This is a genomic window from Pseudomonas fluorescens (assembly GCF_902498195.1).
In the GTDB taxonomy this organism is placed as follows: Bacteria; Pseudomonadota; Gammaproteobacteria; order Pseudomonadales; family Pseudomonadaceae; genus Aquipseudomonas; species Aquipseudomonas fluorescens_BU.
On record NZ_CABVIY010000003.1, the window covers coordinates 849,619 to 876,428 of the forward strand.

Annotated in this window: 22 protein-coding genes and 1 pseudogene; 9 read left to right on the forward strand and 14 right to left on the reverse strand. The window is 63.8% G+C overall.

Annotated features, from left to right (window positions below; all coding sequences use genetic code 11):
* Positions 1 to 136 precede the first annotated feature (136 nt).
* From F8N66_RS14810 to F8N66_RS14820, 3 genes are read left to right on the forward strand one after another with little or no spacing between them, the layout of a single operon-like run.
* A complete protein-coding gene (locus tag F8N66_RS14810; RefSeq protein WP_150770866.1) occupies positions 137 to 1,120 on the forward strand; it encodes a flavin reductase family protein in 984 nt (327 codons plus the stop codon).
* Positions 1,117 to 2,445: a spinster family MFS transporter gene (locus F8N66_RS14815; RefSeq protein WP_150770867.1), complete on the forward strand. Its 1,329-nt coding sequence runs from the start codon at positions 1,117 to 1,119 to the stop codon at positions 2,443 to 2,445. Before F8N66_RS14810 ends, F8N66_RS14815 begins: the two co-directional genes overlap by 4 nt.
* Before the next feature lie 53 nt (positions 2,446 to 2,498).
* A complete protein-coding gene (locus F8N66_RS14820; RefSeq protein ID WP_150770868.1) occupies positions 2,499 to 3,131 on the forward strand; it encodes a TetR/AcrR family transcriptional regulator in 633 nt (210 codons plus the stop codon).
* Positions 3,132 to 3,869: 738 nt separating this feature from the next.
* On the opposite strand, the gene F8N66_RS14830 is transcribed toward F8N66_RS14820, so the two are convergent.
* The gene (locus F8N66_RS14830) at positions 3,870 to 4,886 is read right to left on the reverse strand and encodes an LLM class oxidoreductase (protein ID WP_150770869.1); all 1,017 of its coding nucleotides are present in this window, start codon (positions 4,884 to 4,886) and stop codon (positions 3,870 to 3,872) included.
* A 105-nt stretch (positions 4,887 to 4,991) separates the two neighbouring features.
* A complete protein-coding gene (locus F8N66_RS14835; protein ID WP_150770870.1) occupies positions 4,992 to 5,903 on the reverse strand; it encodes a LysR family transcriptional regulator in 912 nt (303 codons plus the stop codon).
* 150 nt (positions 5,904 to 6,053) lie between these two features.
* Here F8N66_RS14835 and F8N66_RS14840 point away from each other — a divergent pair, with 150 nt between their 5' ends.
* The gene (locus F8N66_RS14840) at positions 6,054 to 6,467 is read left to right on the forward strand and encodes a cupin domain-containing protein (RefSeq protein WP_150770871.1); all 414 of its coding nucleotides are present in this window, start codon (positions 6,054 to 6,056) and stop codon (positions 6,465 to 6,467) included.
* A gap of 77 nt (positions 6,468 to 6,544) precedes the next feature.
* Here F8N66_RS14840 and F8N66_RS14845 read toward each other — a convergent pair whose 3' ends face one another.
* Together F8N66_RS14845 and F8N66_RS14850 are read right to left on the reverse strand one after the other, a co-directional pair.
* Entirely contained in the window at positions 6,545 to 7,168 is a 624-nt protein-coding gene (locus F8N66_RS14845) for an NIPSNAP family protein (RefSeq protein ID WP_150770872.1), read from the reverse strand.
* A gap of 127 nt (positions 7,169 to 7,295) precedes the next feature.
* Positions 7,296 to 8,312: a succinylglutamate desuccinylase/aspartoacylase family protein gene (locus F8N66_RS14850; protein ID WP_150770873.1), complete on the reverse strand. Its 1,017-nt coding sequence runs from the start codon at positions 8,310 to 8,312 to the stop codon at positions 7,296 to 7,298.
* A 218-nt stretch (positions 8,313 to 8,530) separates the two neighbouring features.
* Between F8N66_RS14850 and F8N66_RS14855 the strand changes: the two are divergent.
* Positions 8,531 to 8,959: pseudogene (locus F8N66_RS14855) on the forward strand (TetR family transcriptional regulator C-terminal domain-containing protein); the annotation flags it as partial.
* Here the strand turns inward: F8N66_RS14855 and F8N66_RS31765 are convergent.
* From F8N66_RS31765 to F8N66_RS14915, 10 genes are all read right to left on the reverse strand, one after another.
* Positions 8,915 to 9,919, reverse strand: a complete 1,005-nt coding sequence (locus F8N66_RS31765; protein WP_150770875.1) for a DMT family transporter — start codon at positions 9,917 to 9,919, stop codon at positions 8,915 to 8,917. The pseudogene F8N66_RS14855 and the gene F8N66_RS31765 overlap by 45 nt on opposite strands.
* Positions 9,919 to 10,617 carry an ABC transporter permease gene (locus F8N66_RS14865; protein WP_150770876.1) on the reverse strand — a complete coding sequence of 233 codons (699 nt, stop codon included), beginning with the start codon at positions 10,615 to 10,617 and terminating at the stop codon, positions 9,919 to 9,921. The genes F8N66_RS31765 and F8N66_RS14865 overlap by 1 nt, the downstream gene beginning before the upstream one ends.
* 18 nt (positions 10,618 to 10,635) lie before the next feature.
* On the reverse strand, positions 10,636 to 11,349 hold the full coding sequence (locus F8N66_RS14870) for an ABC transporter permease (protein ID WP_150770877.1): 714 nt from the start codon (positions 11,347 to 11,349) through the stop codon (positions 10,636 to 10,638).
* A 140-nt stretch (positions 11,350 to 11,489) separates the two neighbouring features.
* Complete coding sequence (locus tag F8N66_RS14880; RefSeq protein WP_150770878.1) at positions 11,490 to 12,272, reverse strand: transporter substrate-binding domain-containing protein; 783 nt, start codon at positions 12,270 to 12,272, stop codon at positions 11,490 to 11,492.
* A 28-nt stretch (positions 12,273 to 12,300) separates the two neighbouring features.
* Entirely contained in the window at positions 12,301 to 14,316 is a 2,016-nt protein-coding gene (locus tag F8N66_RS32005) for an aminotransferase class I/II-fold pyridoxal phosphate-dependent enzyme (protein ID WP_150770879.1), read from the reverse strand.
* 805 nt (positions 14,317 to 15,121) lie between these two features.
* A complete protein-coding gene (locus F8N66_RS14895; protein WP_150770881.1) occupies positions 15,122 to 16,354 on the reverse strand; it encodes an NADH:flavin oxidoreductase in 1,233 nt (410 codons plus the stop codon).
* Positions 16,355 to 16,428: 74 nt separating this feature from the next.
* A complete protein-coding gene (locus tag F8N66_RS14900) occupies positions 16,429 to 18,075 on the reverse strand; it encodes a DUF1302 domain-containing protein (RefSeq protein WP_150770882.1) in 1,647 nt (548 codons plus the stop codon).
* Positions 18,076 to 18,170: 95 nt separating this feature from the next.
* Positions 18,171 to 19,787 (reverse strand): FadD3 family acyl-CoA ligase, encoded by a 1,617-nt coding sequence (locus F8N66_RS14905; protein ID WP_150770883.1) that lies wholly within the window; start codon positions 19,785 to 19,787, stop codon positions 18,171 to 18,173.
* A gap of 16 nt (positions 19,788 to 19,803) precedes the next feature.
* On the reverse strand, positions 19,804 to 20,826 hold the full coding sequence (locus tag F8N66_RS14910; protein ID WP_150770884.1) for a ferredoxin--NADP reductase: 1,023 nt from the start codon (positions 20,824 to 20,826) through the stop codon (positions 19,804 to 19,806).
* Between the two features lie 79 nt (positions 20,827 to 20,905).
* On the reverse strand, positions 20,906 to 22,093 hold the full coding sequence (locus F8N66_RS14915) for an acyl-CoA dehydrogenase family protein (protein WP_150770885.1): 1,188 nt from the start codon (positions 22,091 to 22,093) through the stop codon (positions 20,906 to 20,908).
* 1,004 nt (positions 22,094 to 23,097) lie between these two features.
* Between F8N66_RS14915 and F8N66_RS14925 the strand changes: the two genes are divergently transcribed.
* The 4 genes from F8N66_RS14925 (at position 23,098) to dmpG (ending at position 26,746) form a co-directional block, all read left to right on the forward strand.
* Positions 23,098 to 23,871, forward strand: a complete 774-nt coding sequence (locus F8N66_RS14925) for a glucose 1-dehydrogenase (protein ID WP_150770886.1) — start codon at positions 23,098 to 23,100, stop codon at positions 23,869 to 23,871.
* A gap of 86 nt (positions 23,872 to 23,957) precedes the next feature.
* Positions 23,958 to 24,749, forward strand: a complete 792-nt coding sequence (locus F8N66_RS14930; RefSeq protein ID WP_150770887.1) for a fumarylacetoacetate hydrolase family protein — start codon at positions 23,958 to 23,960, stop codon at positions 24,747 to 24,749.
* A 31-nt stretch (positions 24,750 to 24,780) separates the two neighbouring features.
* On the forward strand, positions 24,781 to 25,707 hold the full coding sequence (locus F8N66_RS14935) for an acetaldehyde dehydrogenase (acetylating) (RefSeq protein ID WP_150770888.1): 927 nt from the start codon (positions 24,781 to 24,783) through the stop codon (positions 25,705 to 25,707).
* 10 nt (positions 25,708 to 25,717) lie between these two features.
* A complete protein-coding gene (gene dmpG / locus F8N66_RS14940) occupies positions 25,718 to 26,746 on the forward strand; it encodes a 4-hydroxy-2-oxovalerate aldolase (protein WP_150770889.1) in 1,029 nt (342 codons plus the stop codon).
* The last annotated feature ends 64 nt before the right edge of the window (positions 26,747 to 26,810 follow it).

The window sequence follows — 26,810 nt, forward strand, 5'->3', positions numbered from 1 at the left end:
TAGCCTCGCGGCCGCCTGCGCCGCCTCGTCCAATCGGACGAGGCCCTGCATTAGTGTTAGTCCGTTGAGACGATGTTCAGCCCTTGCAAACGCCCAATACTGAGCCTACGAAATCCTCCACTCCATGAGGCCAGTCATGGCAATGCAGAACATCAGCTTCGATCCCCAGGCCTTCCGTGCCGCGCTCGGCACCTTCACCACCGGGGTCACGATCATCACCACCCAGAGCGAAGACGGCTCCCCGGTGGGCATCACCGCCAACAGTTTCAACTCGGTGTCGCTCAACCCGCCGCTGGTGCTCTGGAGCCTGTCCAAGCAAGCCCGCAGCCTGCCGGTGTTCAGCAGCGGCAAGCACTGGAACGTGCACGTGCTGTCCACGGAACAGGAAACCCTGTCGGGACGATTCGCCACCCAGGGCGAGGACAAGTTCGCCGAGATCGAACTCGACAACGGCGTCAGCGAAGCCCCCCTGCTGCAGGATTGCACCGCCCGTTTCCAGTGCCGCACGGCGTTCCAGTATGAAGGGGGCGACCATGTGATCTTCGTCGGCGAAGTGCTCGCCTTCGACCACAGCGACCGCGCGCCGCTGGCCTTCCAGAGCGGCCAATACGCCCTGGCCACGCGCAAGCCACGCAGCGAGCTGCGGCTGGCCACCACACCGCCGCCACCCGAGTGCAGCTACACCGAGGACTTGCTCGGCTACCTGCTGGGGCGCGGGCATTACCAGGTGCTCAATTCTCTGCGGCAGATGCTGAACCATCAGCAGCTGGACGAGCAGACCTTTTTTGTCCTGTCGATCCTGTGTATCCGCGACAACCTGACCCTTGAGGAAATCAATACCTTCGTCAACTACACCGGCCGCGTCGTTACCCTGTCCAGCATGCGTTTTCTAGAACGCCAGCGCCTGGTGGCCTTCGAGGGCCCGGCCGAGTCGCTGCGTTTTGTGCTCACGGCCCAGGGCCGCGAGGTGTCCGTGCATCAACTGGCACTGGCCAAGGCCGTGGAAGAAGATGTCTCGGCCAAGCTCGGCGCCGCCGACGCACAAGCCTTGAAGGTGTTGCTCAAGCGCCTGATTGTCGTGAGTGACCCCGGCTTGCCCGACCTGTGGGCACCGCGATGACCGCCCGCGCCGGCCAGTTGCCAGCGGCCACGGTCGGCTGGCGCAGCCACGGCCTGCTGTTTCTGCTGGCCATGGTGTTTGCCGACAATTTCGTCGGCCGGCAAATACTGGCGGTGATGATTGAACCGATCAAAGCCGAATTCGGCGTCAGCGATACCGCCATCGGGCTGATTTCGGGCCTGGCGTTCGCGGCGGTCTATGCGCTCATGGGCCTGCCCGCCGGCCGGCTGGTGGACCGCATGCCGCGCATCCGCCTGCTGGCCTTGTCCTGTCTGCTCTGGGCGGTGGCGACCATGGCGTGCGGGCTGGCCGGCAGCTTCCTGGCGCTGGCCATTGCGCGGATGCTGGTGGCCGTCAGCGAAGCGCCGACGACCTCGGCCTCGCTGTCATTGATCGCGGACCTGTATCCGCCGCAACGACGTTCATTCGCCATCAGTTGTTTCACCGCCGCACCGACGTTTTCCTCGATCATCGGCTTGAGCATCGGTGCCTGGGTGGTCGAGCACTACGGCTGGCGCAGCGCGTTTATCGCCCTGGGCGTGCCGGCGCTGGTGTTCTGCACCCTCCTGGCCTTTGTCGTGCGCGAACCGTTGCGCGGTCGCTGGGACCTGGTGCCCCACACGCACACGCCACCGGTGATGCTGGGCATGGGCGCCGAAGCCCGCAAGCTCTGGGCGCTGCCGGCGTACCGTTGCCTGATCCTGGCGGGCGGGCTGGCCACGCTCAGTTCCTATGCCATCGCCATGTGGAACACCAGTTTCCTGGTGCGCTCCCACGGTTTGCCCCTGCAACACGCCGGGCTGCTGGTGGGCGTCATCTGCGGGACGTCGGCCGGTATCGGCGGCCTGCTCAGTGGCTGGTTCAGTGACCGCCTGTGCCGGCGCCATCCGCACTGGCAAGTGTCGATTCCCGTGGTCGGCCACCTGTGCGCCATCGCCGCGTTGATCCCTTATCTGCTGTGGTCCGATAGCGTGCTGGTGCGCCTGGGCGACGTGCCGGTTCCAACCGCCATGCTCTGGTGCGCGCTCTATTCGTTCTTTGCCGTGTGGTGGGTTGCGCCTTCCTACAACCTCGTCACCCAGCTGGTGCCAGCGGATCGACGCGGCAGCGCCATGGCGCTGCAAACCATCGTCAGCACCCTGCTCGGGGTCGGCGTCGGGCCACTGATCACCGGACTGTTCAGCGACCTGTTGCTGCCGCTGTCTGGCCAGGAATCGTTGCGCCATGCGCTGCTGCTGGTGAACCTGCCCGTGATTTGTGCGGCGCTGCTACTGGTACGCACCGCCCGCCACGCGCGCAAAACCGGTTATCGCCATGCGGGATAAGTCTCGCGGCGCGCCATCGCCCTGTGCTCACTGTTAACGTTGACGGAGCCCCTATGCCTGCGACCCTTGCCAGCGCCCCGCCAGAACACAGCGCCCGTGACCGTCTGCTCGACGCGGCGGCCGAACTCTTCGCCACACGCGGCTTCCAGGCGATCAGCTTGCGTGACCTGGCGAGCCGCCTGGGGTTGCATGCCGGGTCGCTCTACCATCACATCGAAAACAAGCAGTCGCTGTTGTTCGAACTCATCGAGTCCGCCCTCTCGGACCTGTTGCTGGACACCACCCGCCGGCTCAAGGGTGCGCGCAACCCCGGCGAGCGTCTGAACCGGTTTATCCAGAGCTTCGTCACCTTTCACTTCAATGAACGCGACAGGCTGGTCCTGATGACCCGTGAATTCGCCAGTCTCAATGAAGAACAGCGGGTACAGATCGTCCAGCTGAAAAACCGCTACGCGGCTGTTTTGAGTGCCATTGTCAGCGACCTGCGCGGCGAGAAAAGCCAACCGGGTGATGATCAGTGCCCAATTACCCGTGCGGTGATTGTCGTGCTGTTCGGGCAGTCGCAGTGGTATTGCCTGGAGACTGCTGAAACGCAACTTGTGCAGTCATTGAAGAATGTTGTCATGGGTATCGTTGGGTACAACAAAACGACTGAAGCGGCTGCGGTTTTGCAGCGCGTTCTTTAAGGCGCCAGACTGTATTCGCGGGTCGCTGGTTAGGGGGTGAATATCCATTGCTGCGGTCACGGCGGCTTATGGTTTCGCCCTTACGGCGACTCCCTTTTGAAAAGCCCAAAAGGAAGCAAAAGGCTCTTGCCCCACCACTCGGTGCCTCGCTAGGGCTCGGCATGCCCGAACGAAGGTATTGCTCCGTGGGTCGCCGCGATGGGCCATCCCTGGCCCAGCGCGGCTAAACCGGCGTCCTGCCGGTTTACCCACGGAGCAATACCTGCGTTCGGCCAGCGTGGTTTAACGGGGCGCCCAGATCAAAATCAAAAGCCAAGCGAGGCGGCCTTAAAGCCGACCTGACTTTGGCTGGTGCCCCGACCCCCTGTAGGAGCGAGCCCTGCTCGCGATGGAGGTCAACGATAACGCTGGCTGTCTGAATGAGCGCGGTGTCTGGGCGTTTTTCGCGAGCAGGCTCGCTCCTACAGGGGATCGCGTATATCCGGGAAAGCAGGTCGGCTGTCAGGCCGCCGCGCTGGGCCAGGGATGGCCCAGCGCGGCGGGCCCTGTAGGAGCGAGCATGCTCGCGAAAAACCTGAGAGCACCACGGGGTGTCAGGTTCCCCGCGTCATCGTTGACGTCCATCGCGAGCAGGCTCGCTCCTACAGGCTTTTCCAAGTGACTCGCCGTAAGGGCGAAACCAATAGCCGCCGTTACCGCAGCAACGGATATGCCCCCCGTAAAAATCCAAATCCAACCTCAAGAATGCGACGCAAAATCCGGCAAGACGTACTCCCCCAGTTCGTCAAGGATTTCGCCATAGGGCTGGCGACTGACCTTGGGATTCAAGGCAATGTGCGACACCCCCGCCGACTGCGCCTGCTCAAGGTAATTGCGCAGGCCGTTGCGCCCGGCCCGGAAGCCGCCCTGAATCCGCTGGAAAGGCTGATCCGGGTTATCGCTCAGGTCCAGATAGCCGCCCAGCCCCAGCGGTTTGAAGGCATTGCGGTCCTCGGCCTGCCGCACGTTGCCGTGCCAGCTCTCGCCCAGGGCGGCCAGGCGCTCCGGGCTCTGGACGCCGGCCAGGTAGCCATCCAGGTGCTGCGCCAACCATTCGATGCTCTGCTGCGCCTGGCCGACGGCGATGGAGGGCACGCGCCCGTACGGCGCTTTCGGCACCAGGTCCAGGGCGCCGGGCGAGCCGCCGAAACGCTCGGACTGGAACCTCGGGAAACTCTGCTCGATCAGGGTGCGAAACACCGCATAGGCATCACGGTAGCGATCACCCCGGGTTTCGAAGTCAATGCCCAGCATCGGGTAATCACTGAACCGATCGCCCGAAGACAGCCCCAGGACCAGGCGGCCCTCGCTGAGTTGATCCAGGGACGTGGCTTGCTTGGCCAGGTACATCGGCTCGCGGGTCGGCAGCACGATGCCGGTGGTGCCCAACACAATGCTGCGGGTGGCGGCAGCCAGGTAGCCGATGTAGACGAGGGGCTCGAAGATCTGCGCCACATCGCCATAACCCGGATCGTAGAAAGGGATGTCACGCATCCACAGCGCACCAAAGCCCAGGGCCTCGGCGCGTTGCGCCATTGCCAGGTGATCGCGCATGGTCGGGGCCGGGCGGCCGGCATGGGTTTCCAGGGGCAGGATCAGCCCGATCGTGAGCGACTCGGGCTGGAACAGGCGCTGGAAACCCGGGTGGCCCGCCAGGGCCGGGTGTGGAGTCGGCGCGCTGGCGGGTTGTGGCGAATGCTGGGTGGCAGTGGTCATGATGGCAGTCCCGTGAGTGACGATGACTGCCATCTTTATTGAATCCATGCCGTGGATAAACCACTGCTCATGACCATTAATGGGTCCACTGACTCCCCAATGACCTCAGGTTTCCCAGGGAACCCCGGACGCCCACTGCTCGACCAACAGATCGATAAACGTACGTACCCGTGGGGACAGGTGACGCTTGCTCGGGTAGACGACCCGGATGGGGTCCGGCGGTGGTCGGTAGGGTTTGAGCACTTCCACCAGCGTTCCGTCGCGCAGGTCGTTGCCGGTGATGTAGGTCGGCAGCTGGATCAGGCCGATGCCTGCCAGCGCCGCCTCGCGCATGGCCTCGGAACTGTCGATGTTCAGTCGCCCGGCCTGTTCGAACACGTGCGGGCCGTCAGGGGTCTGGTAGCGCCAGATCCCTTGCCGCTCGCCGCTGATGAACGCGATGGTGTCGTGAGCGGCCAGATCGGCGGGCGTTTGAGGTACGCCGCGACGGGCCAGGTAAGACGGCGAGGTACAGGTCGCAAACTGTTGCCAGGCCACGGTGCGGGTCAACAATTGCGAGTCGTCCCTGGGCTCGCCGATGCGAATGGCGATGTCGACCCCCTCCTCGGCCAGATCAACGAATCGGTCGGTAAACCAGACATCGGCGCGCAGGTCTGGCCACTGCTTCAGGTACGCATCCAGGATCGGCAGGATGTGACGCTGGCCGAAGGACAGTGGCGCGGTGAGTTTGAAAGTACCGGTCGGTCGCCCCCGGCGCATGGCCATGGTCGCCTCGACCTCATCGAGGTCTTCGAGAATCTGCCGCCAGCGCTCATACGCCACCTGCCCCTCGTCCGTCAGGCTCAGTTTGCGCGTGGTGCGATTGAGCAGCCGTGAACCCATGCGGCTTTCCAGGCGAACGATGCATTTACCCACCGCTGATCGGGTCAGGCCCAGTGAAGCCGCCGCGGCGGTGAAACTGCCAGTCTTGACCGCACAAACAAAAGCGGCGATGTCACCGAAACGGTTGGCTTGCATGGGTGGCTGTTCTCTTGGGCAATACTGCGTGGCGGTCCGGTCAAGCATAGCGCCGGGCGGGTTGCGCCGAGGGGGCGGCAGGCGCACATTGAGGCGGCACCGAATCAACCCTTCGCACGCCCGCTGCCTGTTCATTTATCAGGAGTGATCATGATCCTCAAGCGCGTAGGCTCGCAGCCCTCCATTAAGGCCCCTGAAGCGTATTTCACCGGCACCGTACGCATGGACCCGCTTAACGCTCCCCCTGACCCGGCACGGGTTTCCGTCGTCAGCGTGACCTTTGAACCCGGCGCGCGCAGCGCCTGGCACACCCACCCGCTGGGCCAGACGCTGATCGTCACCGCCGGCTGCGGCTGGACGCAGTGCGAAGGCGAACCCATCGTGGAAATCCGTGCCGGCGATGTCATCTGGTGCCCTCCCGACCACAAGCACTGGCACGGCGCCGCCGCGACCACGGCCATGACCCATATCGGCATTCAGGAAGCGCTGAATGGCGTGAGCGTGGTCTGGCTGGAAAAGGTCACCGACGAGGAATACAACGTGGGGCCGCCGACGGTCGCATAGCTGTCGTCCTGTGTGGAGCTGAATTTGCAGGCGCTACCTGCCTGCCATCAGGCCGCCTCGCGTTGCTGGCGCCCTGTTCATTGCAACGGCGAAAACACCGCCGGCAGGTAAATCGTCGACGCCATGTCGCGCAATTGCGGGCCGGAATTCTCCGGTGGCCAGACGCCGTCAGCCACGGCCTGGGTTCGCACGTGCAGGCGTTGCTCCAGCGTGGTCCACGGCCAGATGTGCAAGTAGCGCGGCAATGCGCCGTCGGTGGCATAAAACGCCGCGTAGACCGGCGAATACTGCTCGGCGGTTCGTGGCTCGATCGCCTTGGCCCAGCCATCGAGCGTCGGCTGCAAACCGGCACTGACCAGGTCGTAGACCCGCAGTTCGTAATACGGTCCGTGCTGGCCGGCGCTCAAGGGTTCGAGGAAGGGAAACAAGCTGTAGTTTTCGATCCGCAGATCGGTGATGAACTCGTTGATGCCAAACGCCTTGCCTTCCAGCAGGAACCGTTCGCGCTCCGCTTGTCGCGCGCTTTCGTCGGCGAACCCGCGCAGCACGGCGATCTGGTTCAACGGGCCGATCTCCGAGGCCCAGCAGCCCATCAGGGTGCCGCCGACCCCGGCCCCGGCCAATGCCGCTTCAATACGTGCAAGCGCTGGCGCGACGGTCCGAACCCGTACGGTGAAGGTGATCAACTCAAACAAGCGCATGGCGTACTCCGACCCTAAGCTTCAAATCCTTGAGCCTAGGGCAACAGGACACGGCACGGTATTCGAGCGATCACCCTCCGTCCGGGTAAATACCTCAGCACGCTCAGTGATTTCTTTAGGGCCCGGCTCAGTTCGGGTCCAGCAAGCCTCCGCTCCAGTGACGCGACAGGCGACTGCCGGTGAACTTCGCCACGCCCATGCCCTGGGAGATCAGTCGATCGCGATAGCGCGTGACCAGGCGCCCCGTTTGCTCGGCATACAGCACCACTTCCGTAGACGGATCGCCCGGGCGCCGCAGGATCCGCGCAAAGCGCTGGCCCTGCTCGACGACATCCCCCAGTTCTTTTTCGAAAATGAGCACCCCGGGTTGCGGCGCCAGGATGGTTTCCATGTGGCCCATGTCCACGGCCTCGACGGGCCAGTCAGGCGCCGTGACCGCATCCTCGATCACCCCGTAGCCGCACAACCAGGCGTACAGCCCCTCGGCGTCCGGTTCGGCAAACCGATCACTGACGTCGCCCTGCCCGCGCAACTCCAGGGTCGCGGCCATCCGCTGCCCGGTGACGCCGTCGCGGATCCACGGGGCAATAATGGTTTCTTCGAACGAGCCATCGTCGCCATCGTCCCAGATGATCGCCACGTCCATCTTCATCGCCGCCGCCAGGTCCCGGCCACGGGGCCAGAAACTGCGGTGTACGTAGAGGTAAGGCAGCGCTTCGTCATCGGTGTGCAGGTCGAGCATCACGTCCGCCGGCGCCGCCAGTTGCACCAGTTTTTGCTGCCATTGCTGGACATTGGTCGAAGGCCGCTCCATTGCGGCCGAGCGGTCGAACCCGCGATTGAAGTTCTGGCCGGTCGCCTCGTGATAGCGCCCGAGGATCCGTCCCCCGCGAAACTGGCCGATGCCCAGCGGATTGGCTTGTGGCACCACGGTCACGCTGCCCTTGAGCCGGCCCTGCTCCTCGGCCACTCGCAGACGTTGCATCAACAGATGCAGGACCAGCATCCCGGCGATTTCATCGGCGTGCACCCCGGCCTGCAAATGCACCTTCGGCCCCGGACCGTTGCCCTCGAAGCGCCAGGCGCCGACCTGCACCGGCTCGCCGTTATTGTTGAGCACGTTGAACGAAACATCCTGCACCATGGATTTGCCCTCCCTTCATGAGTGTCAAAAACGTCGTCGCTGCCGAGACTGGAGATTGAACGAGTGTTCAACTAAGCTCGGCAACGTGGAACCATCCCAAGGAATTCCCTGTGACCACCACCCCGAAAAACCGACGTGCCGAACCCGATGAGCGCCGTGAACTGCTGGTTGCCGCGACCTTGCGTTGCCTGGTGCGCGACGGCCATGCCGGGATTTCCGTGCGGCGCATCGCCACCGAGGCCGGGGTGTCGGTGGGCCTGCTCAATCATCATTTCGGCAGCATCGACGCGTTGATCGCCGACACCTACCAGAAGCTCGCCAGCGAACTCACCGCCGCCCTGCTCCACGAAATCCGGCAAGTCGGCACCCCGGCGCAGAAGATGGATGCGTTCCTGGTCGGTTCGTTTTCTCCGCGGGTCATGGACCCGCAACTGCTGGGGGCCTGGGTGGTGTTCTGGAGCCTGATCCGCCACTCCGAACACGTCAGCCAGTCCCACGAAAAAAGCTACGGCGCCTACCTCGACCTGCTACGCCAGTTGCTCGACGACCTGGCGGCCAGCGAAGGGTTCGTGATCCACGACACCCGCCTCGCCGCCATCGGTCTATCGGCGATGCTCGACGGCCTCTGGATCGAGTGGTGCCTGAACCCCGAGACCTTCAGCCCCGCCAACGGCCTCCACATCTGCCGTTGCTGGATAAAGGGACTGCGACACGGAGCATTCGGCACCGACGACGTCCTGTGAGGCATGCCGGCCGAAGATCATCGCCAGGGTGCCGCTGACCGCGATCAGGCCCGCGCCGATCATCAGCGACACATCCATCAGCGTGCCCCAGATCAGGCTCGACAGCAGGAACGCCCAGATCAGCCCGGTGTACTCGAACGGCGCCAGTACGGTCGCCGTGGCGCGCCGGAAACTGGCGAACAGCAGGAACTGCCCGGCACCGCCCATCAAACCGGCGCCGAGCATGCCCAGCCACGCGGGCATCGGCGTCGGGGTGTGGGTCCAGGGCAATGCCACCACCATGCAGATGACGAACACCACGTTGGTGATCAGCATCTGTTCCAGCACCGAGGTCTGGTCGTCCACCTGACGCAGCTGGATGTAGGTAAACGCCCAGAACATCGCCGCCAGCAGCGTCAGTACAATCGGCAGCGGCTCGGTCATGTGGGTGGGGCGACAGGCAATCACCACACCGATAAAGCCGAGGATCAGGGCGAACCACTGCCAGCCGGTGACACGTTCCTTGAGAATCGCCGTTGCCAGCACCGTGACCATGATCGGCGCGGAAAAATACAACGTGGTCATTTCCGCCAGGGTCAGGTCGCGGGCCGCGGTGTAGTACAGCAGCCACGCGGCGATCGACAGCAGACCGCGCACCACCAGCAAGCGTCTGCTCGGCGAGCGCCACGCACGCTGGATCAATTGCGTGCGGCCGGCCAACAGCACCACGAACACCACCACCAGCGCGCGCCAGAACAGGATGGTGAACACCGAATAATCGGCCACCAGCCACTTGATGCCGGCGTCCTGCAACGACAGGAACGCGTAGCCCAGGGTGCACAGGCCTATGCCTTGCAGCGAGCGGTCAACCTGAGTCTTGTTCATCAGGCGGACCTGCGCACTGGAGTTCCCCGCCGCTCGGCAAAGGCGAACAAGGCTTCGATCAGGAACGTCAGGCAGACATACACCCCGGCCACCAGCAGCAACGGCTCATACACTTGCAGGGTTTGCGCCCGCACCACGTTGGCCGCCCCCAACAGGTCGATGACCGCGATGGTCGAGGCCAGCGCCGTGGATTTGAGCAGCATCACGGTTTCACCGGCCAGGGTCGGCAGCAGCAGGCGCAGCGCACGGGGCAAACGGACCCGCAACAACGCCTGGCGCGGGGTCATGCCAAACGCCGAGGCGGCTTCCATCTCACCCTTGGGCACCGCCAGCAGGCCGCCGCGAATCACTTCGCCGACGTAGGCGCCCACCGAAATCACCAGGGCGAAGACGATGTACCAGTAGCCATCGCGCAGGTACGGCCAGAGAAAACTGCCGCGAATCAACGGAAACTGCGCAAACAGGCTGCCCAGGCCATAGTAGAAAATGTAGATCTGGATCAGCAGGGGTGTGCCGCGCGTCACGCTGGTATAGAACAGGCTGACCTTGGCGATCAGCTTGTTCTTCGAGATGCGCGCCAATGCCACCCCTATCGCCAGGACGAATCCCAGCACGCTGGAAATCAACAGGATGGCGATGGTCGTTTGCAGCCCCCGCAGCAACAGCGACGCGTATTCAATGGTCCACGCTGGAATCATTTCATTTACTCAGCCGGTTTAGTCAGCAAGAGGCATCCAGCGACGAATGCGTCGCTCCAGCCGTCCCGACAAATAGTTGGATACCAGCGTCACCGCGTAGTACAGCGCGGCAGCGGTGAGGTAGAACAACAGGTAGTGACGCGTCGAGCCCGCGCCTTGCTTGGCGGTGTACAGCAGCTCGTTGGTGCCGACCACGCTGATCAAGGCGCTGTCCTTGATCAGGTTGATCCACAGGTTGGCCATCCCTGCCATCGCGTAGGGCGCCATGATCGGCAGCGTGACGCGGCGGAACAGCCCGAAGCCATGCAGGCCGAAGGCTTTGGCCGCTTCGATCTGGCCATAGGGAATGGCCTGGATCGCCGCGCGGAAAATCTCCGAGGCGTACGCGCCCTGCACCAGCCCCAGCACCACGATGGCCGCCAGCGGGCCGCTGACATTCAGCACGCCGTAACCCAGCGAGGCCATCAGCGAGTTGAGCAGCATGGAACCGACGTAATACAGCAGCAGAATCAGCAACAGTTCCGGCACCGCCCGGAACAGCGTGGTGTAGCCACGGGCCAGCGCGGCGATGGGTTTGGGTGCGCCCAGCTTCAGGCACGCCACCACCAGGCCGATGGCCAGCCCGACCACAAAGGCCCCGGCCGATATCTGCAGGGTCATCCAGAGCCCCTTGAGCAGCGCTGCACCCCATCCTTGTTCGCTGAAACCAATCATCTCGAACATTGCTGGCATTTCAGTCTCCAGTCAGAGCACCACCGACCCCTGTAGGCGCGAGCATGCTCGCGAAAGCGCTGTGTCAGTCGACACCCATGTTGAATGTCAGTCCGCATTCGCGAGCAAGCCCGCTCCCACAGGGATTTGCATTCAACCCACTAGAACGTCGGCTTCACGCTGGTACCGAAGTAGCTCTGGGACAGGTCGTCGTAGTCCTTGCTCGCCAGCAGTTCCTGGATCGCCTTGTCGAGCTTCGCCTTGAGTTCGGTGTCGTCCTTGCGCAGGCCGGCGCCCACGCCTTTGCCGAAGATCGGGTCGTACGGCACGGCGCCGAGGTAGGCCAGGTCTTTGGCGTCCGGGGTCTTGACGAAGGCTGCCATGGCCGTGCCGTCGGCCATCATCAGGTCGATGCGCCCGGCAATCAGGTCGGCGTTGGCCGAGTCCTGGGTGTCGTAATACTTAACGTCGGCAATTTTTTCGTAGTAGGTCTTCAGGTAGCTGGCGCTGACCGTCGAGTTCTGCACGCCGATGGTCTTGCCCTTGAGGTCGTCCGGGTATTTTTTAACGGAAGCCTCTTTGGGACCGACGATGGCGATCACCGAGTCGTAGTAGGCCTTGCTGAAGGCGATCTGTTTTTCCCGTTCTTCGGTCACTGACATCGAGGAGAAAATCACGTCGATCTTCTTCGCCAGCAGCGACGGAATGATCCCGTCCCACGCCACTTCCTTGATCTCGCACTCGGCTTTCATTTCGCTGCACAGCTTTTTGATCAGGTCGACTTCAAAACCCTTCCACTCACCGTTTGCCTGTTTCTCGGTGTACGGCGGATAGGGTTCGGCGGCGACCGCGAATCGGATGGGTTGTGCCTGTGCCGCGCTCATCCCGGCCAGCATCAAGCAGGCCGCGCCGGTGAACCAGTTTGCCAAACGTCGATTTCCCATGATGTTGCCCCGTCTTTTTATGATGTTATTAGCGAGTCTGATGAGCGTTGACGAACTGCCGGCAACGCTCGCTGCGTGGGTGTACGAACACTTCGTCCGGCGAACCGGTTTCCTCGATCAGGCCTTGATGGAGGAAGGCGACCTTGGAAGACACATCGCGTGCAAAGGCCATCTCATGGGTCACCAGGATCATGGTCCGGCCTTCCTCGGCGAGCGAGCGGATCACCCGCAGCACTTCGCCGACCAGTTCCGGGTCGAGTGCCGAGGTGGGTTCATCGAACAGCATGACCTTGGGCCGCATGGCCAGGGCCCGGGCGATGGCCACCCGTTGTTGCTGTCCCCCGGAAAGAAACGCCGGGTATTCGTTGCGCTTGGCCGCCAGCCCCACGCGTTCGAGCAAGGCTTCGGCCCGTTCAGTGGCTTCGGCCTTGCTTTCACGCAGGACCTGGGTCGGCGCTTCAATGAGGTTTTCCAGCACCGTGCGATGGGGCCAGAGGTTGAAGTTCTGGAACACCATGCCCAGGCTCGACCTGATGCGTACCAGCTGTTTGGCATCGGATACCAGCGGTGCGCCGGGACGATTCTGGTTCAGGTGAATGCTTTCGCCGTCTACCAGAATGCGCCCCTGGTCCGGCACTTCGAGCATGTTGATGCAGCGCAGCAGCGTACTTTTGCCCGAGCCGCTGGCGCCGATCAGCGAGATCACCTCGCCTTCTCGGGCGGTCAGGGATACGCCCTTGAGCACTTCGATATTGCCAAAGCGCTTGTGCAGTTTTTCGACCTCGATCATGGTCCTGGCCGCACTGGGTGCGACTGTCGTTTCACTGGTCACGCGGCTGATAACCGGGTTTTTGACCAGCACGCGCGCTTCGCCCTTGAGCACCAGGACAAAATCGCGGATACGCCGGCACGCCTCGGCCAGCCGTTCTTCGCCGAGGGTGAAGGACAACCGCACAAACCCCTGGGCCGGTTCGCCGAAGGCTGCGGCGTCCAGCACCGACACCCGCGCCTCGCGCAACAGGCGCCAGGCGAACTCCAGCGACGTCAGTCCGGTGCCGCGTACATCGATCAGCACGAACATGCCGGCGTCGGGCTTGAGCACGGCAATGCCCGGGCAATCGGCCAGCCCCGCCACCACCAGGTCACGACGACGGCGATAGATGTCGCGCATGCCGTGGCTCACTTCGTCATGGGACTGCACAGCCTTGAGCGCGGCCTCCATGACAAACCCCGGCAAGCCGTAAAGCATGCTCAGCACCAGGGTTTCGGCATGGGCGATCAGCGCGGGATCCGCGACGATCCAGCCGATGCGCCAGCCGGTCATGGCGTGGGATTTGGACAGGCTGCCGATCGTCACACAGCGCTCGGCCATGCCCGGCAAGGCCGCCAGGCTCAGGTGTTCGCGTTCGAACGTCAGGCTTTCATAGACTTCGTCGATCACCACCCACAGGTCGTGGGCGATGGCCAGATCGGCGAGGGCTTGCAGCTCTTCGCGGTTGAGCACCACGCCGGTGGGGTTATTCGGGTTGGACAGGAAAATCGCCCGGGTCCGTGGGGTGATGGCCTTGGCCAGCACGGCGGCATCGAGGCGGAAATCGTCATCCGCCGAGCACGGCACCCGTACCAGGGTGGCACCGGAGGCCTTGAGTGTGGCTTCGTAGGTCACGTACATCGGGTCGAGGGCAATCACCTCGTCGCCGGCACTGAGCAGGCACAGCGAGGTGGCGAACAGCGCATTCTGCGCGCCGGCCACGGCGATCACGTTGTCGGCTTGCAGCTCGCGGTCGAACAGCTTGCCGTAGCGCGCGGCAATGGCTTCGCGCAAGGCCAGGCGCCCGGCAATTTCGGTGTAGTGGGTGTCACCTTCGCGCAGCGCGTGGATGGCGGCATCGGTGATGAAGTCGGGCGTCGGGAAATCAGGGTCACCGACACTGAGAATGATCACATCCTCGCCACGGCGTCGAGCTTCATACGCCGCGTAATGAATATCCCAGGCGGCAACGCCTTGACCTGAGATCCGCTCAACAAAGGGTGAAAACCGCATGCCATTGCCTCGTTCAAAATGAAGAAACGCAAGCCCGCAACCAGCCGGGAGAGAAGGTGGAACGAACATAGTCCAAGCTGAACACTCGTTCAACAGAAAACTGACGAAGGTTCGTGTTCAGCGTAAACAGGTCGTTTTTGCGACAGTCGCGGCGTTTTTTGTTCAGCTGGCGGTTTGAGTCGAAGCTGTGGGGGATGGGATTTGGTTCCGCCCTTAAGGCGGGTCACTTGGAAGAGCCTGTAGGAGCGAGCAGGCTCGCGATGGTCGTCAACGATGACGCGGGGAGCCTGACACCCCGCGGTGCTCTCAGGTTTTTCGCGAGCAGGCTCGCTCCTACAGGGCACGCCGCGATGGGCCAGCGTGGTCTAACGGGGCGCCCAGATCAAAAGCCAAAGCGAGGCGGCCTGATAGCCGACCTGACTTTTCAGAATGTACCTAAACCCTGTGGGAGCCAGCCTGCTGGCGATGGACGTCAACGATAACGCGCCCTGTCTGGATGAACGCGTTGCCTGGAAGTCCATCGCCAGCAGGCTGGCTCCCACAATGAGATCGCCGACAGACCTGCAATCAGGTCGGCTTTAAGGCCGCCTCGCTTTTGATTTTGATCTGGCTTTTGATCTTCTTGCCCCACGGAGCAGGACCGGAGCGAGGCACCGAACGACAGGGGCAAGAGCCCTTGGTTACTTGGGGCCGGGCGGCGTTCCGTGCTTCCAAGTAACTCGCCGTAAGGGCGAAACCTTAAGTCGCCATCACATAAACAACGGATATACACCCAATCCCAAACTACGCCCGCAGCCGGCCGCAATCACCGCCCCGCCGCCGGCTGCCGATTCAACTCCGCATCCCCCGGTTTTCCCAATACGCAGGAAGTGCCACCCGGGGTGTACATCATCGCCACACAGCGATTACAAGCGGTGCAGATCGAGTCACGGCTGGCGCCGCTGGCGAGCTTGTTGACGTAGTCCGGCTCGGCCAGCAACACCCGCCCCATCGCGACCAGGTCAAACCCTTCGGCCATGATCTGCTCGATGCTCGCCAGGCTCTTGGCGCCGCCCAGGTAAGCCAGGGGCATCTTCACCGCCGCTCGTACCTTGCGCGCATGTTCCAGCAGGTACAGCTCGCGGAACTCCACGGTCGGCTCCTTGCGGCGCTGGATGGCCATCGCCAGGGCGATGATCTTGTTCTTCTGCTGCACCCGGTTTTCCTTGGGGAAGGAGGAGCCGAACATGGTGGTGATCGACTCGGCGTTCATCCCGGCGCTGAGCACCAGCAAGTGCGCGCCCTCCTCCTCCAGCATGCGGGCGATCCTGGCCCCGTCCTCGGCGCTGTTGCCGGCGCGCACGCCTTCGGTGACGCTGTATTTGCAGATCACCGCCATTTCCTGGCCGACCGCCTCCAGCACCGCCCGCAGGACCCGGCGCGGAAAGCGCAGGCGGTTTTCCAGGCTGCCGCCGTACTGGTCGCGGCGCTTGTTGTACATCGGCGAAATGAACTGGCTGAGCAGGTAGCCGTGGCCCATGTGGATCTCCACCGCATCGAAACCCGCCTGGCGTGCCAGGCGCGCGCCTTGGGCGAAGTCGCGCACCACCTGCTGCATGTCGGCTTCGTTCATCGCCTGCTTGAGGAACATCCCGCTCATCATGCCGATCTTGTTGAAGCCGCCGCTGGCCGACAGCGGACGTTTGGTCGAGCGTTCGCGGATAAACGTGAAGCAGCCGCCATGGGTGATCTGTGCGCTGGCCAGGCCACCGGCCTGGTGCACGCCGTCGGTCAGGGCCTTGAAGTGCGGCAGGCTCGACTGGGTCAAGGTCAACTGGTTGGGCAAGGTGCGGCCATCGCTGCTCACCGCGCAATAGGCCACGGTCGTCAGGGCGATGCCGCCCTCGGCCAGGGCCGAGTGCAGCTTGACCAACTGTTTGGAAGGCACGCCCTGGGCACTCATGCCCTCGTTGGTGGCGGACTTGATAAAGCGGTTTTTCAGGGTCAGCGGGCCAATCGCGATGGGGCTGAACGGTGACTGGGTCGGACGGGGGGTCATGACAGGCCTCTCTTTATTGTTATCAGGCTAAAAAATCAGGGCTGCGCCGCCACATCGCAGCGCAGCCGGGTTCATCAGAAGGTGTACTTAGCGTTGAACGACAGGTAATCGCGGTCGGCCAGCAACCGGCCCTGGGCGACATCCGGCGAACTCAAGTAAGCGACATAGGTCATGCCGACCTGGAAGTTACCCAGGTACTTGAAGTCGCCGCCCACGGTCAGGCGCTTCTCGTCCCGGCCCAGGCCCTGATAGGCGCTGCCGTCGACGTTCTGGGTCCAGACCACTTTGGTGCTCAGGTCCAGGCCGGTGGCGATGGACGGGTAATCCATGTAGGCCCCCATGCCCAGCAAGGTCGAGCCACGGGTCTGGGTCGCCGACTCGAACGTGTCGAAAGTGCCGTCCACCCCCGTGCCGCCGCCGGTGATCGTCAGGCTGTCGACCCCGGCGATGTGTTGATGCACCACTTCAGCCATGAAGGTGGTCTGTTGGGCCAGCAGGCTTGGGCCCAGGATGTACATGGCGTTGAGGTTGCCCTGCCAGATCTGCCCGGTGGTCGGCGCGCCGTTGTTCAGGTAGACCGAGGCGCCATCGCGGTAGCTCAGGTCACCGGCGTACTGCACCGAATCGCCGACCTTGGAGCTGAAGCTGACCCCCGTGAGCTTGACGTCCTCGAAGTAGCCCAGGCGATAGGACGGCGCGGTGCCGTCATGCCCGATGCCCTTGAGCGACGAATATTGGGTGGTGCCGGTGAAGTCGAAGAACATCGAGCCGATGCGCTCGTTGTAGCGGTAGTGGAACAGCCCCACTTCGGTGTTTTCGGTGATCCGGTAGCGCACGCCCAGGCCCCACTGGCCGCTGTCGCTGGCGTCTTTCTCGCCGGCGTAGCCGACCGCCAGGCCGTTGGGCAGGCGGTCGACCACCCCGCTGCCCAGGCGAAAGAATTCGGCGCCGGGCCCGAAGGTGTCACTGCCGAAATAGTCACCCACCGGGTTGAGCTGGGTCTTTTCCCATTCGTACTGGTAGTAACCCACCAGCGCCAGGTTTTCGTTCAGCGACCACGACCCGGACACCTGCCCCACCGGCAGGTACGAATCCTTGGCCTCGGTGCCCGGCACGTTGAATTTGGTGGCATCCACCGGGGCCTGGCCCTGGCTGATATTGGGCCAGAACAGGCTCTCGCCCCAGGCCACCAGGTGCCGCCCGGCCTTGAGCGACAGGTACTGGGTTTCGCCGACATCGAAGTTGCCGTACACATAGGCATCGAGCAGCCGTGCCGTGCTGCCACTCAGGCGACGGGTTTCGTCGCTGAAGCCATCGTTGTGCCCGACCTTGTTCACCGTCTGCGGCGAGTCGTTGGCGTTGCGCTGGTTGTAGGCATCGTCATAGAACTGACTGCCGCGCACCACCGCGCCGAGGTTGTCGTGCTTGAGCTGCAACTCGCCGAACAGGCTCAGGCGATTGTTGATCAAGGAGCCGCGCTTGAAGTTGCGCGTGCCGTCGTCGTTGTTCGGGTCGATGAGGTATTGACTGGCCTGCTTGGCGGTACGCATGGAAGCGGTGTAGTTGACCGTCAGCGACGAATCCAGCGTGGTGTTTTCCCCCAGTTCGATCGTCGGTGCCGCACTGGCCGTGGCACTGCCGACGGCGATGGCCGTGGCCAACAGGCAGCGACCGCCGATCGGGTTCCCCGAATGACGCGCAACAAGGTTTCGCGTGAACATGCTCCTCTCCTTTTTGTTGTTGTTTTCTGCTGGTGTCACCGCAGCATGAAAAAAACCGCTGCCGTGCACATCGTCCATTTGGTGAGATGCGCGCTTCAGGCCGGCGCGCTGTCGGCCACCCGTGCACGCAGTTCGTTCTTCGCCACCTTGCTCGACGGGTTGAGTGGCAAGGCGCTGAAGAAGCGCACCTGGCGCGGCACCTTGTAATTGGCCATCTGCTCGCGGCTCCAGGCGATCAGTTGCGCCTCGTCCAGTTGTGCCCCTTCGCGCAGCACCACACAGGCACACCCGACCTCGCCCATGCGCTCGTCGGCGATACCGATCACCGCCACCTGGGCAATCGCCGGGTGGCGGATCAGCGCCGCTTCGATTTCCGCCGGGTAGCAGTTGAAACCGCCGACGATGAACATGTCTTTCAGGCGATCGGTGATGATCAGGTTGCCCGCCTCGTCCAGCCGCCCGACATCGCCGGTGTGCAGCCAGTGGTCGGCGTCGATGGCTTCGCGGGTCGCTTCGGGGTTCTGGAAGTACCCCTGCATCACATGGAAGCCGCGCAGGCAGATCTCCCCGGTTTGCCCCTGCGCCAGCGCCTGGTTCTGCGGGTCGCGGATGCTCACTTCGGTGCCGGCAATCGGCCGGCCGCTGGTGCTGGCGATCACGTGCGCCGAGTCCTGGGGATCGCAGATGGTTGCCAGGCCGCCACATTCGGTCAGGCCATAGGCGGTGGTGACCACGGCAAACCCCAGCTCGTTGCGCATGCGTTCGATCAGGCTCGGCGGAATGCTCGCCGAGCCGGTCACCGCGATGCGCAGGCTCGACAGGTCGGTCTGCCTGAGCCGCGGGTGGGCCAGCAGCGACAGGTACAGGGTCGGCGCGCCGGGCAATACGCTGATGCGTTCGCGGGCGATGCGCTGGAACACCTGTTCTGGGTCGAATACCGCATGGGGCAGGATGGTCGCCCCGCCGATCAGGCAGGTCAGCCATCCGGCCTTGTAGCCGAAGGCGTGGAAGAACGGGTTGACGATCAGGTAGCGGTCGCCCGGCACCAGGCCGATCACCCGGACGTATTCGGTGAAGGCCCGCAGGTTCTGGCCATGACCGCTCATCACGCCCTTGGGTTTGCCGGTGGTGCCGGACGTAAACAACAGGTCGCACATGGCCTCGGGGCCCACCGCCATGGCCCGGCGCGTGGCGCTCTCGGCATCGACGGTCGCGGCGCCGCGCAGGAATTGGGCAAGTGTCAGGTCCGAAGTCAGCGCCGGCGTGTCGCCCTCGATCGTCACCAGGTGTTCGAGGCTGGCCGGCCGATGGGGCGCGAGCAGCGCCGGGTAGTCGACCTCGAGAAAACGCTGCTGGACAAACAACAGCCGGCAGCCGCTACGCTCCAGCACATCGGCGGCTTCAAGCCCTTTCATCCGCGTGTTGATCGGCACCAGCACGGCACCGGCGCATTGAATGCCCAGCGCCGCGAGAATCCAGTCGGTGCTGTTCGGTGCCCAGATACCGACCCGGTCACCGGCCTGGATCCCCAGGGCCATCAAGCCCTTGGCGAACCCCATGACCCGCTCGGGCAATTGGGCGTAATCGATGCACTGGCCGTTTTCCTCGATGGCCGTGCGCCCGGCAAAGCGCTGGGCACTGCTCAAGACCAGTTGGGCCAGGGTGGCGGGGGCGGCGCTCAGCGGCGCGGCAGGGTTCAGGCTCTGATTCATCGTAGGCTCGGGCTCGTCATTCGGGAAAGCGGATGCGCAATTGCGCGCTGGTGGGCACGGCCTGACAGGCCAGAATCCAGCCTTCGGCCAGGTCGCCTGCATCCAGTGCGTCGTTGTGCAGCAACTCGACATCGCCGCTTTCCAGCGTGCACATGCACGACGCGCAGCCGCCGACGCGACAGGCACTGGGCGGGTTGAGGCCGGCACGCTCCATGGCGGCCAGCACGGTTTCGCCACTGTCGCAGCTCAGCTGGTGATCCTCGCCGTCCAGGCGCACCGCCAGTTGCGCGGCCATTGCCGCTTCGCTAGAGGCCACCGGCAGTTGTTCGCCTTCGCCGGGCAGCGAGACGAAACGCTCGACATGCACCCGTTTATCCGGCATGCCCAGGCCCTTGAGCGCGCTGACGGCCGCGTCCATGAAGGGGCCCGGCCCGCAGATGAAGGCCTGGGCATCGATGAATGGCCGCGCCAGTTCGGCCAGTTGCCCGACTGCCGGAATGCCCTGCACCGAATCGAGCCAATGGACGATTTGCAGGCGTTGCGGGTGCGCGCTGGCCAGGGCCTTGAGGTCTTCCTTGAAGATCACCGAGGCCTCATCGCGGTTGGCGTAGATCAGCAGGATCCGGCCGGTCCCGGCGAGCAGTGCCGAACGCAGGATCGACAGCACCGGCGTCACGCCACTGCCGCCACCGAACAGCAACAAGTCACCGTCCAGGCTGCGGGGTACAAACACCCCGGCGGGCGGCAGCACCTCCAGGAACTGGCCGGCCTGCAACTCGCCGCACAGCCAGTTGGACGCGCGCCCCTGATGCACGCGCTTGACCGTTACCCGCAACGGCTCATCCAGCAACGGCGTGCTGGACAAGGAATAACAACGGGGCAGCCAGCCGCCCTCGAAGGGCACGCGCAAGGTCAGGAACTGGCCAGGTTGATAGCGCAAGCGTTCGCCCAAATGCTCCGGCACGTCGAACACCAGGGAACGGGCATCGGCCGTTTCCTCGATCACGCGCGCCACGCGCAGGGCAAGATAATTGTTCATAGCTCAGGTACTCATGACCACCTGCCCGCGTTTCACGGGCAGGTGTAAACCCAGGGGTGTCGAAACCGGTGCCATGGCCTCAGACGTAAGGGTCCGGGTTGGGCAGGCCGAGCATCACCGCGCCGTAGCTGCGCCCGTAGGCCATGTAGTTGTTGGCGATGTGCCCGCGTGCCTGGTGCAGGTCGCGGAACAATCGCGCCACCGGATTGGTGTTGTACAAACCCGAGGCGGCCATGCTGCGCAGCAGGTCGTTGACCCGTTCGGCGCAGATGTTGGTCACGTAGGCCGACTGGTAGCGATACAGCAGGCGGGTCTCGGTATCCGGGTATTCACCGGCGCGGGCCAGGCTCATCAGGTGCTCGTAGTTGCGTTCCAGCACCAGGCGCAGGCTGTCGACGGTGATCATCGCTTCGGCCACCGCGGTTTGCGCCACCGGATCGTCGGCGGTACGGGCGCCGTGCTTGCCGATGTGTTTGGCGGCATTGTCGCGGAACTCGTTGATCGCCCCTTGCAGCGCGCCAATGGCCGAGGTCGAGACGGCGCGGGAGAACACCTGGGCGAACGGGATCGCGTAGATCGGGTTGGTGTTGACCAGGCGCCCCGGCGTCGCTTCCAGGGTCCAGTTATTGGTGCGTTGCACGCGGTGGGCCGGGACGAACACGTCCTCGACCACGATGTCATGGCTACCGGTGCCGCGCAGGCCCAGCACGTCCCAGTTACGCTCGATCCGGTAGTCGTGGCGCGGCAGCAGGAAGGTCCCGTGCTCGGCGGCCAGATCGCCATCGGGAGGCAGGATGCCGCCGAGGAACGCCCACTGGCAGTGTTCGCTGCCACTGGAAAAACCCCAGCGCCCGCTGATCCGGTAACCGCCCTCGACCACCGTGACCCTGGCCGCGGGCATATAAGTCGAGCAGATCAACGCGCTGTGGTCATCGGCCCAGACTTCGCGCTGGGCCTCGATCGGGTAGCGCGCCAGTTGCCAGGGGTGAACACCCATCACGCCGTAGATCCAGGCGGTGGACATGCAACCCTCGGCGAGGATGGTCTGGATTTCGAAGAACGTGCGCGGGTCCACTTCATAACCCCCGAACGCCCGTGGCTGCAAGGCTCGCAGCAGGCCGGCGGCCTGTAGCTCGGCGACGCTTTCCTCAGGCACCTTCAAGTCCTTGTCGGCCTGCTCCGTGCGCGCCTTGAGTGCCGGCACCAGGCGGCGTGCACGGTCAAGCAGATCACGTTCGTCCTGGGTCTTTTCTCGCATGCTGTGCATCACTCAATTCTCCCGGTCTTATTGCGCCACTGCGCGAGTCAGGAGGGATGATCGGATTGAGTGGGGAATGATTCATCGTCAAAGCGGACTAGGGGACTTGCTTCTGGATGGGGTGTATATCCGTTGCTGCGGTCACGGCGGCTTATGGTTTCGCCCTTACGGCGACTCCCTTTGGAAAAGCCCCAAAGGAAGCAAAGGGCTCTTGCCCCACCACTCGGTGCCTCGCTAGGGCTCGGCATGCCCGATCGAAGGCATTGCTCCGTGGGTCGCCGCGATGGGCCGTCCCTGGCCCAGCGCGGCTAAACCGGCGTCCTGCCGGTTTACCCACGGAGCACTGCCTGCGTTCGGCCATCGTGGTTTAACGGGGCGCTCAGATCAAAATCCAAAGCAAAAGCGAGGCGGCCTGATAGCCGACCTGACGTTGGCTGGTGTACGCAATCCCCTGTAGGAGCGAGCCCTGCTCGCGATGGACGTCAACGATAACGCGCGCTGTCTGAATGATTGCGGTGTCTGGGCGTTCATCGCGAGCATGCTCGCTCCTACAGGGGAACGCGTACATCCGGGAAAGCAGGTCGGCTTTAAGGCCGCCTCGCTTTTGCTTTGGCTCTGGCTTTTGATCTTCTTGCCCCCTCGTAAGGCCGAGTGGAAGTTCTGCGCAGTGGGTAAACCGGCAGGACGCCGGTTTAGCCGCGCTGGGCCAGGGACGGCCCATCGCGGCGACCCACGGAGCAGGACCGGAACGAGGGTATGCCGAGCCAGAGCGAGGCACCGAACGCCAGGGGCAAGAGCCCTTGGTTACTTGGGGCTTTTCCAAGTAACTCGCCGTAAGGGCGAAACCCTAAGTCGCCGTTACCGAAGAAACGGATATGTACACCACCACCACCACCACCACCACCACCACCACCAACCCCCGCGCCTCGCTAGTCCATTGAGACGATGCCCCGCCCGCCCCCCACGGCGATAGTTGACCCATCCAAAGCACAGACCCCACGGAGCAAGGGCCCATGAGTATTTTGCAGCGTTTCCAGATGCACGGCAGCGTCGCCATCGTCACCGGCAGTGGTCGCGGTATTGGCCGGGCGATAGCCTTGGCGTATGCCGAGGCCGGCGCCGACGTGGTGTGTTCGGCACGTTCGCTGGACGAGGTACAGGCGGTGGCCGAAGAAGTTCGCGGCCTGGGCCGGCGCGCCCTGGCGATCGCCTGTGACGTCAATGATGACGAGCAACGCCAGGCGCTGGTGCGCCAGAGCCTGGAGCACATGGGCCGTATCACCCACCTGGTGAACAACGTCGGTGGCGGCGGTCCCAACGATCCGCTGGCCATGACGCCGGAACAGTTCGCCCAGGTGCTGAACTTCAACGTCGCCACCACCTACGCCTTCTGCCAGCTGTGCGTGCCGCTGATGCGCGAGGCCGGTGGCGGCAACATCATCAATATCAGCTCGGTGGCGGCGCGTTACGCCCAGCGCCATTTCAGCGCGTACGGCACGGCCAAGGCGGCCCTCAGCCATCTGACCCGCTTGCTGGCCCAGGACTTTGCACCGCAGATCCGGGTCAACGCCGTCGCCCCCGGCCCCACCCTGACCGAAGCCCTGAGCGGGGTCATGCCCGCCGCCATGCGCGAAGTCATGGAAAACAACACCCCGCTCAAATGCCTCGGCACCCCACAGGACATCGCCGCCGCCGCGCTGTACCTGGCCAGCCCCGCGTCGGCCTGGGTAACCGGCAAGGTCATCGATGTCGACGGCGGCGCCGACTCCTCGGTCTGGCCCGGCTGACCGACTCCTTTGGGCTCGCCTTTGATTACGTTGGGGCGGGCCTTTTTTCTTCCTCTGCCACTTTCCGATCCAACTGGAGCCCTCGCATGGACACCCATTTGATCAACGCGCTCGGTGACGAACTGTTCAATGCCCTGCGCAACCGCCAGACCCTGGCACCCCTGACCCGCCGCTACCCGCAGATCACCCTGGAGCAGGCCTACGGCATTTCCCTGCAGTTCCTGCAACGCCGCGAGGCCCTCGGCGAGCGCGTCATCGGCAAGAAAATCGGGGTCACCAGCCGCGCCGTGCAGGAGATGCTCGACGTGCACCAGCCGGACTTCGGCTTCCTCACCAACGCCATGCAAGTCGAGGATGGCAGCGATGTCAGCCTGGCCCGCTACAACCTGATCCAGCCCAGGGCCGAAGGCGAGATCGCGTTCATTCTCGGCGAAGACTTGCAAGGCCCGGGCATCAGCGCCGAAGACGTGCTGGCCGCCAGCCAATGGGTCGTGCCCTGTTTCGAGATCGTCGACTCGCGCATCGACGACTGGCAAATCCGCATCCAGGACACCGTGGCCGACAACGCCTCCTGCGGCGTGTTTGCCCTCGGCACAGCGCGTGTCGACCCGCGTTCGCTGGACCTGGCCGCGGTGCAGATGCACATGCAGAAAAACGGCCTGCCGGCAGGTTCCGGCCTGGGCTCGGCGGTGCAAGGCCATCCCTGCGCGGCGGTGGCCTGGCTGGCCAATACCCTGGGCGAGCTGGGCATTCCGTTTCGCCGTGGCGAAATCATTTTGTCCGGTGCCCTGGCGCCGCTGGTGCCGGTGGTCGCCGGCGACCGTATCAGCCTGTCCATGAGCGGACTGGGCGAAGCCAGCCTGCGCTTTGTCCCGTGATCGCCCTTCCCTCTTCAGGAGCCAAAAAACCATGAGCAAAAAAATCAAATGCGCGCTGATCGGGCCAGGCAACATCGGCACCGACCTGCTGTACAAACTGATGCGCAGCGAGGTGCTGGAGCCGGTGTGGATGGTCGGCATCGACGCCACCTCCGAAGGCCTGGCACGGGCTCGCGAGCTGGGCCTGAAAACCACCGCCGAGGGGGTCGACGGCCTGCTGCCCCACGTCCTCGACGATCAGATCCAGATCGCCTTCGACGCCACCTCGGCCTACGTGCACGCGCAGAACTCGCGCAAGCTCAATGCCCTGGGCGTGTTGATGATCGACCTGACGCCGGCCGCCATCGGCCCGTATTGCGTGCCGCCCGTCAACCTCAAGGCTCAATTGGGCCTGGGCGTGATGAACGTCAACATGGTCACCTGCGGCGGCCAGGCCACCATCCCGCTGGTGGCGGCGGTGTCCAGCGTGCAACCGGTGGACTACGCCGAAATCATCGCCACCGCTGCCTCCAAATCGGTCGGCCCCGGCACCCGCAAGAACATCGACGAATTCACCCGCACCACCGCCAGCGCCGTGGAAAAGGTCGGCGGCGCGAAGAAAGGCAAGGCGATCATCATCATCAACCCCGCCGAGCCGCCGCTGATCATGCGCGACACCGTGCACTGCCTGACCGCCAGCGAGCCCGACCAGCCGGCGATCACCGCCGCCATCGAGGCCATGATCCAGCAAGTGCAGCGCTACGTGCCCGGCTACAAGCTGGTCAACGGCCCGGTGTTCGACGGCAATCGGGTGTCGATCTTCATGGAGGTCGAAGGCCTGGGCGATTACCTGCCCAAGTACGCCGGCAACCTCGACATCATGACCGCCGCCGCCGCGCGCACCGCCGAGATGTTCGCCGAGGAAATCCTCAAGGGTGAGCTGGTGCTGCAAGCCACCGCCCCCACCGCCCACGCATAAGGAGCCCACCATGGATCTTCGCGGCAAAAGCATCACCGTTCACGACATGTGCCTGCGCGACGGCATGCACCCCAAGCGCCACCAGATCAGCCTGCAACAGATGAAAGACATTGCCTGCGGCCTCGATGCCGCCGGCGTGCCACTGATCGAAGTGACCCATGGCGACGGCCTGGGCGGCAGTTCGGTGAATTACGGCTTCCCGGCCCACACCGACGAGGAGTACCTGTCGGCGGTGATCCCGCTGATGAAAAAGGCCAAGGTCTCGGCCCTGCTGTTGCCGGGCATCGGCACCGTCGACCACCTGACCATGGCCCACGAGCTGGGGGTCAACACCATTCGCGTGGCCACCCACTGCACCGAGGCCGATGTCAGCGAACAGCACATTTCCCACGCCCGTGGCCTGGGCATGGACACCGTCGGCTTCCTGATGATGGCCCACATGAACAGTCCAGAAGGCCTGGTCAAGCAAGGCTTGTTGATGGAAAGCTACGGCGCCAACTGCATCTACCTGACCGACTCGGCGGGCTATCTGTTGCCCCACGACGTCAGCGCCCGCGTGGCAGCGATGCGCGCGGCCCTCAAGCCAGAAACCGAAATCGGCTTTCACGGCCACCACAACCTGTCGATGGGCGTGTCCAACTCCATCGCCGCGATTGCCGCCGGGGCCAACCGTATCGACGCTGCTTGCGCGGGGCTCGGTGCCGGCGCCGGTAACACGCCGATGGAAGTGCTGGTGGCGGTCTGCGACCGCATGGGCATCGACACCGGGGTCAGTGTGTTCGGCATCCAGGACGTGGCCGAAGATCTGGTCGTCCCGATCATGGACTTCCCGATCCGCAGCGACCGCGACGCCCTGACCATGGGCTACGCCGGGGTCTACGGCTCGTTCCTGCTGTTCGCCAAGCGCGCCGAAAAGAAATACGGCGTCTCGGCCCGGGAGATTCTCGTTGAGATGGGACGACGCGGGATGGTCGGTGGCCAGGAAGACATGATCGAGGACACCGCCATGACGCTGGCTCGCCAGCGGCGGCAGGGGTAAGGCTTTATTTGTGTTTGACGGTTTTTTTTACCGTGTACATATCCATTGCTGCGGTAACGGCCAC

Coding starts and splice junctions, on each gene's coding strand:
- F8N66_RS14865 (WP_150770876.1), bottom strand. CDS start 10,617: ATGATTCCAGCGTGGACCATTGAATACGCGTCGCTGTTGCTGCGGGGG.
- F8N66_RS14895 (WP_150770881.1), bottom strand. CDS start 16,354: ATGACCCCCCGTCCGACCCAGTCACCGTTCAGCCCCATCGCGATTGGC.
- F8N66_RS14900 (WP_150770882.1), bottom strand. CDS start 18,075: ATGTTCACGCGAAACCTTGTTGCGCGTCATTCGGGGAACCCGATCGGC.
- F8N66_RS14935 (WP_150770888.1), top strand. CDS start 24,781: ATGAGCAAAAAAATCAAATGCGCGCTGATCGGGCCAGGCAACATCGGC.
- F8N66_RS14845 (WP_150770872.1), bottom strand. CDS start 7,168: ATGCGCTTGTTTGAGTTGATCACCTTCACCGTACGGGTTCGGACCGTC.
- F8N66_RS14835 (WP_150770870.1), bottom strand. CDS start 5,903: ATGCAAGCCAACCGTTTCGGTGACATCGCCGCTTTTGTTTGTGCGGTC.
- F8N66_RS14915 (WP_150770885.1), bottom strand. CDS start 22,093: ATGCACAGCATGCGAGAAAAGACCCAGGACGAACGTGATCTGCTTGAC.
- F8N66_RS14930 (WP_150770887.1), top strand. CDS start 23,958: ATGGACACCCATTTGATCAACGCGCTCGGTGACGAACTGTTCAATGCC.
- F8N66_RS14820 (WP_150770868.1), top strand. CDS start 2,499: ATGCCTGCGACCCTTGCCAGCGCCCCGCCAGAACACAGCGCCCGTGAC.
- dmpG (WP_150770889.1), top strand. CDS start 25,718: ATGGATCTTCGCGGCAAAAGCATCACCGTTCACGACATGTGCCTGCGC.
- F8N66_RS31765 (WP_150770875.1), bottom strand. CDS start 9,919: ATGAACAAGACTCAGGTTGACCGCTCGCTGCAAGGCATAGGCCTGTGC.
- F8N66_RS32005 (WP_150770879.1), bottom strand. CDS start 14,316: ATGCGGTTTTCACCCTTTGTTGAGCGGATCTCAGGTCAAGGCGTTGCC.
- F8N66_RS14910 (WP_150770884.1), bottom strand. CDS start 20,826: ATGAACAATTATCTTGCCCTGCGCGTGGCGCGCGTGATCGAGGAAACG.
- F8N66_RS14815 (WP_150770867.1), top strand. CDS start 1,117: ATGACCGCCCGCGCCGGCCAGTTGCCAGCGGCCACGGTCGGCTGGCGC.
- F8N66_RS14850 (WP_150770873.1), bottom strand. CDS start 8,312: ATGGTGCAGGATGTTTCGTTCAACGTGCTCAACAATAACGGCGAGCCG.
- F8N66_RS14880 (WP_150770878.1), bottom strand. CDS start 12,272: ATGGGAAATCGACGTTTGGCAAACTGGTTCACCGGCGCGGCCTGCTTG.
- F8N66_RS14840 (WP_150770871.1), top strand. CDS start 6,054: ATGATCCTCAAGCGCGTAGGCTCGCAGCCCTCCATTAAGGCCCCTGAA.
- F8N66_RS14810 (WP_150770866.1), top strand. CDS start 137: ATGGCAATGCAGAACATCAGCTTCGATCCCCAGGCCTTCCGTGCCGCG.
- F8N66_RS14870 (WP_150770877.1), bottom strand. CDS start 11,349: ATGCCAGCAATGTTCGAGATGATTGGTTTCAGCGAACAAGGATGGGGT.
- F8N66_RS14925 (WP_150770886.1), top strand. CDS start 23,098: ATGAGTATTTTGCAGCGTTTCCAGATGCACGGCAGCGTCGCCATCGTC.
- F8N66_RS14905 (WP_150770883.1), bottom strand. CDS start 19,787: ATGAATCAGAGCCTGAACCCTGCCGCGCCGCTGAGCGCCGCCCCCGCC.
- F8N66_RS14830 (WP_150770869.1), bottom strand. CDS start 4,886: ATGACCACTGCCACCCAGCATTCGCCACAACCCGCCAGCGCGCCGACT.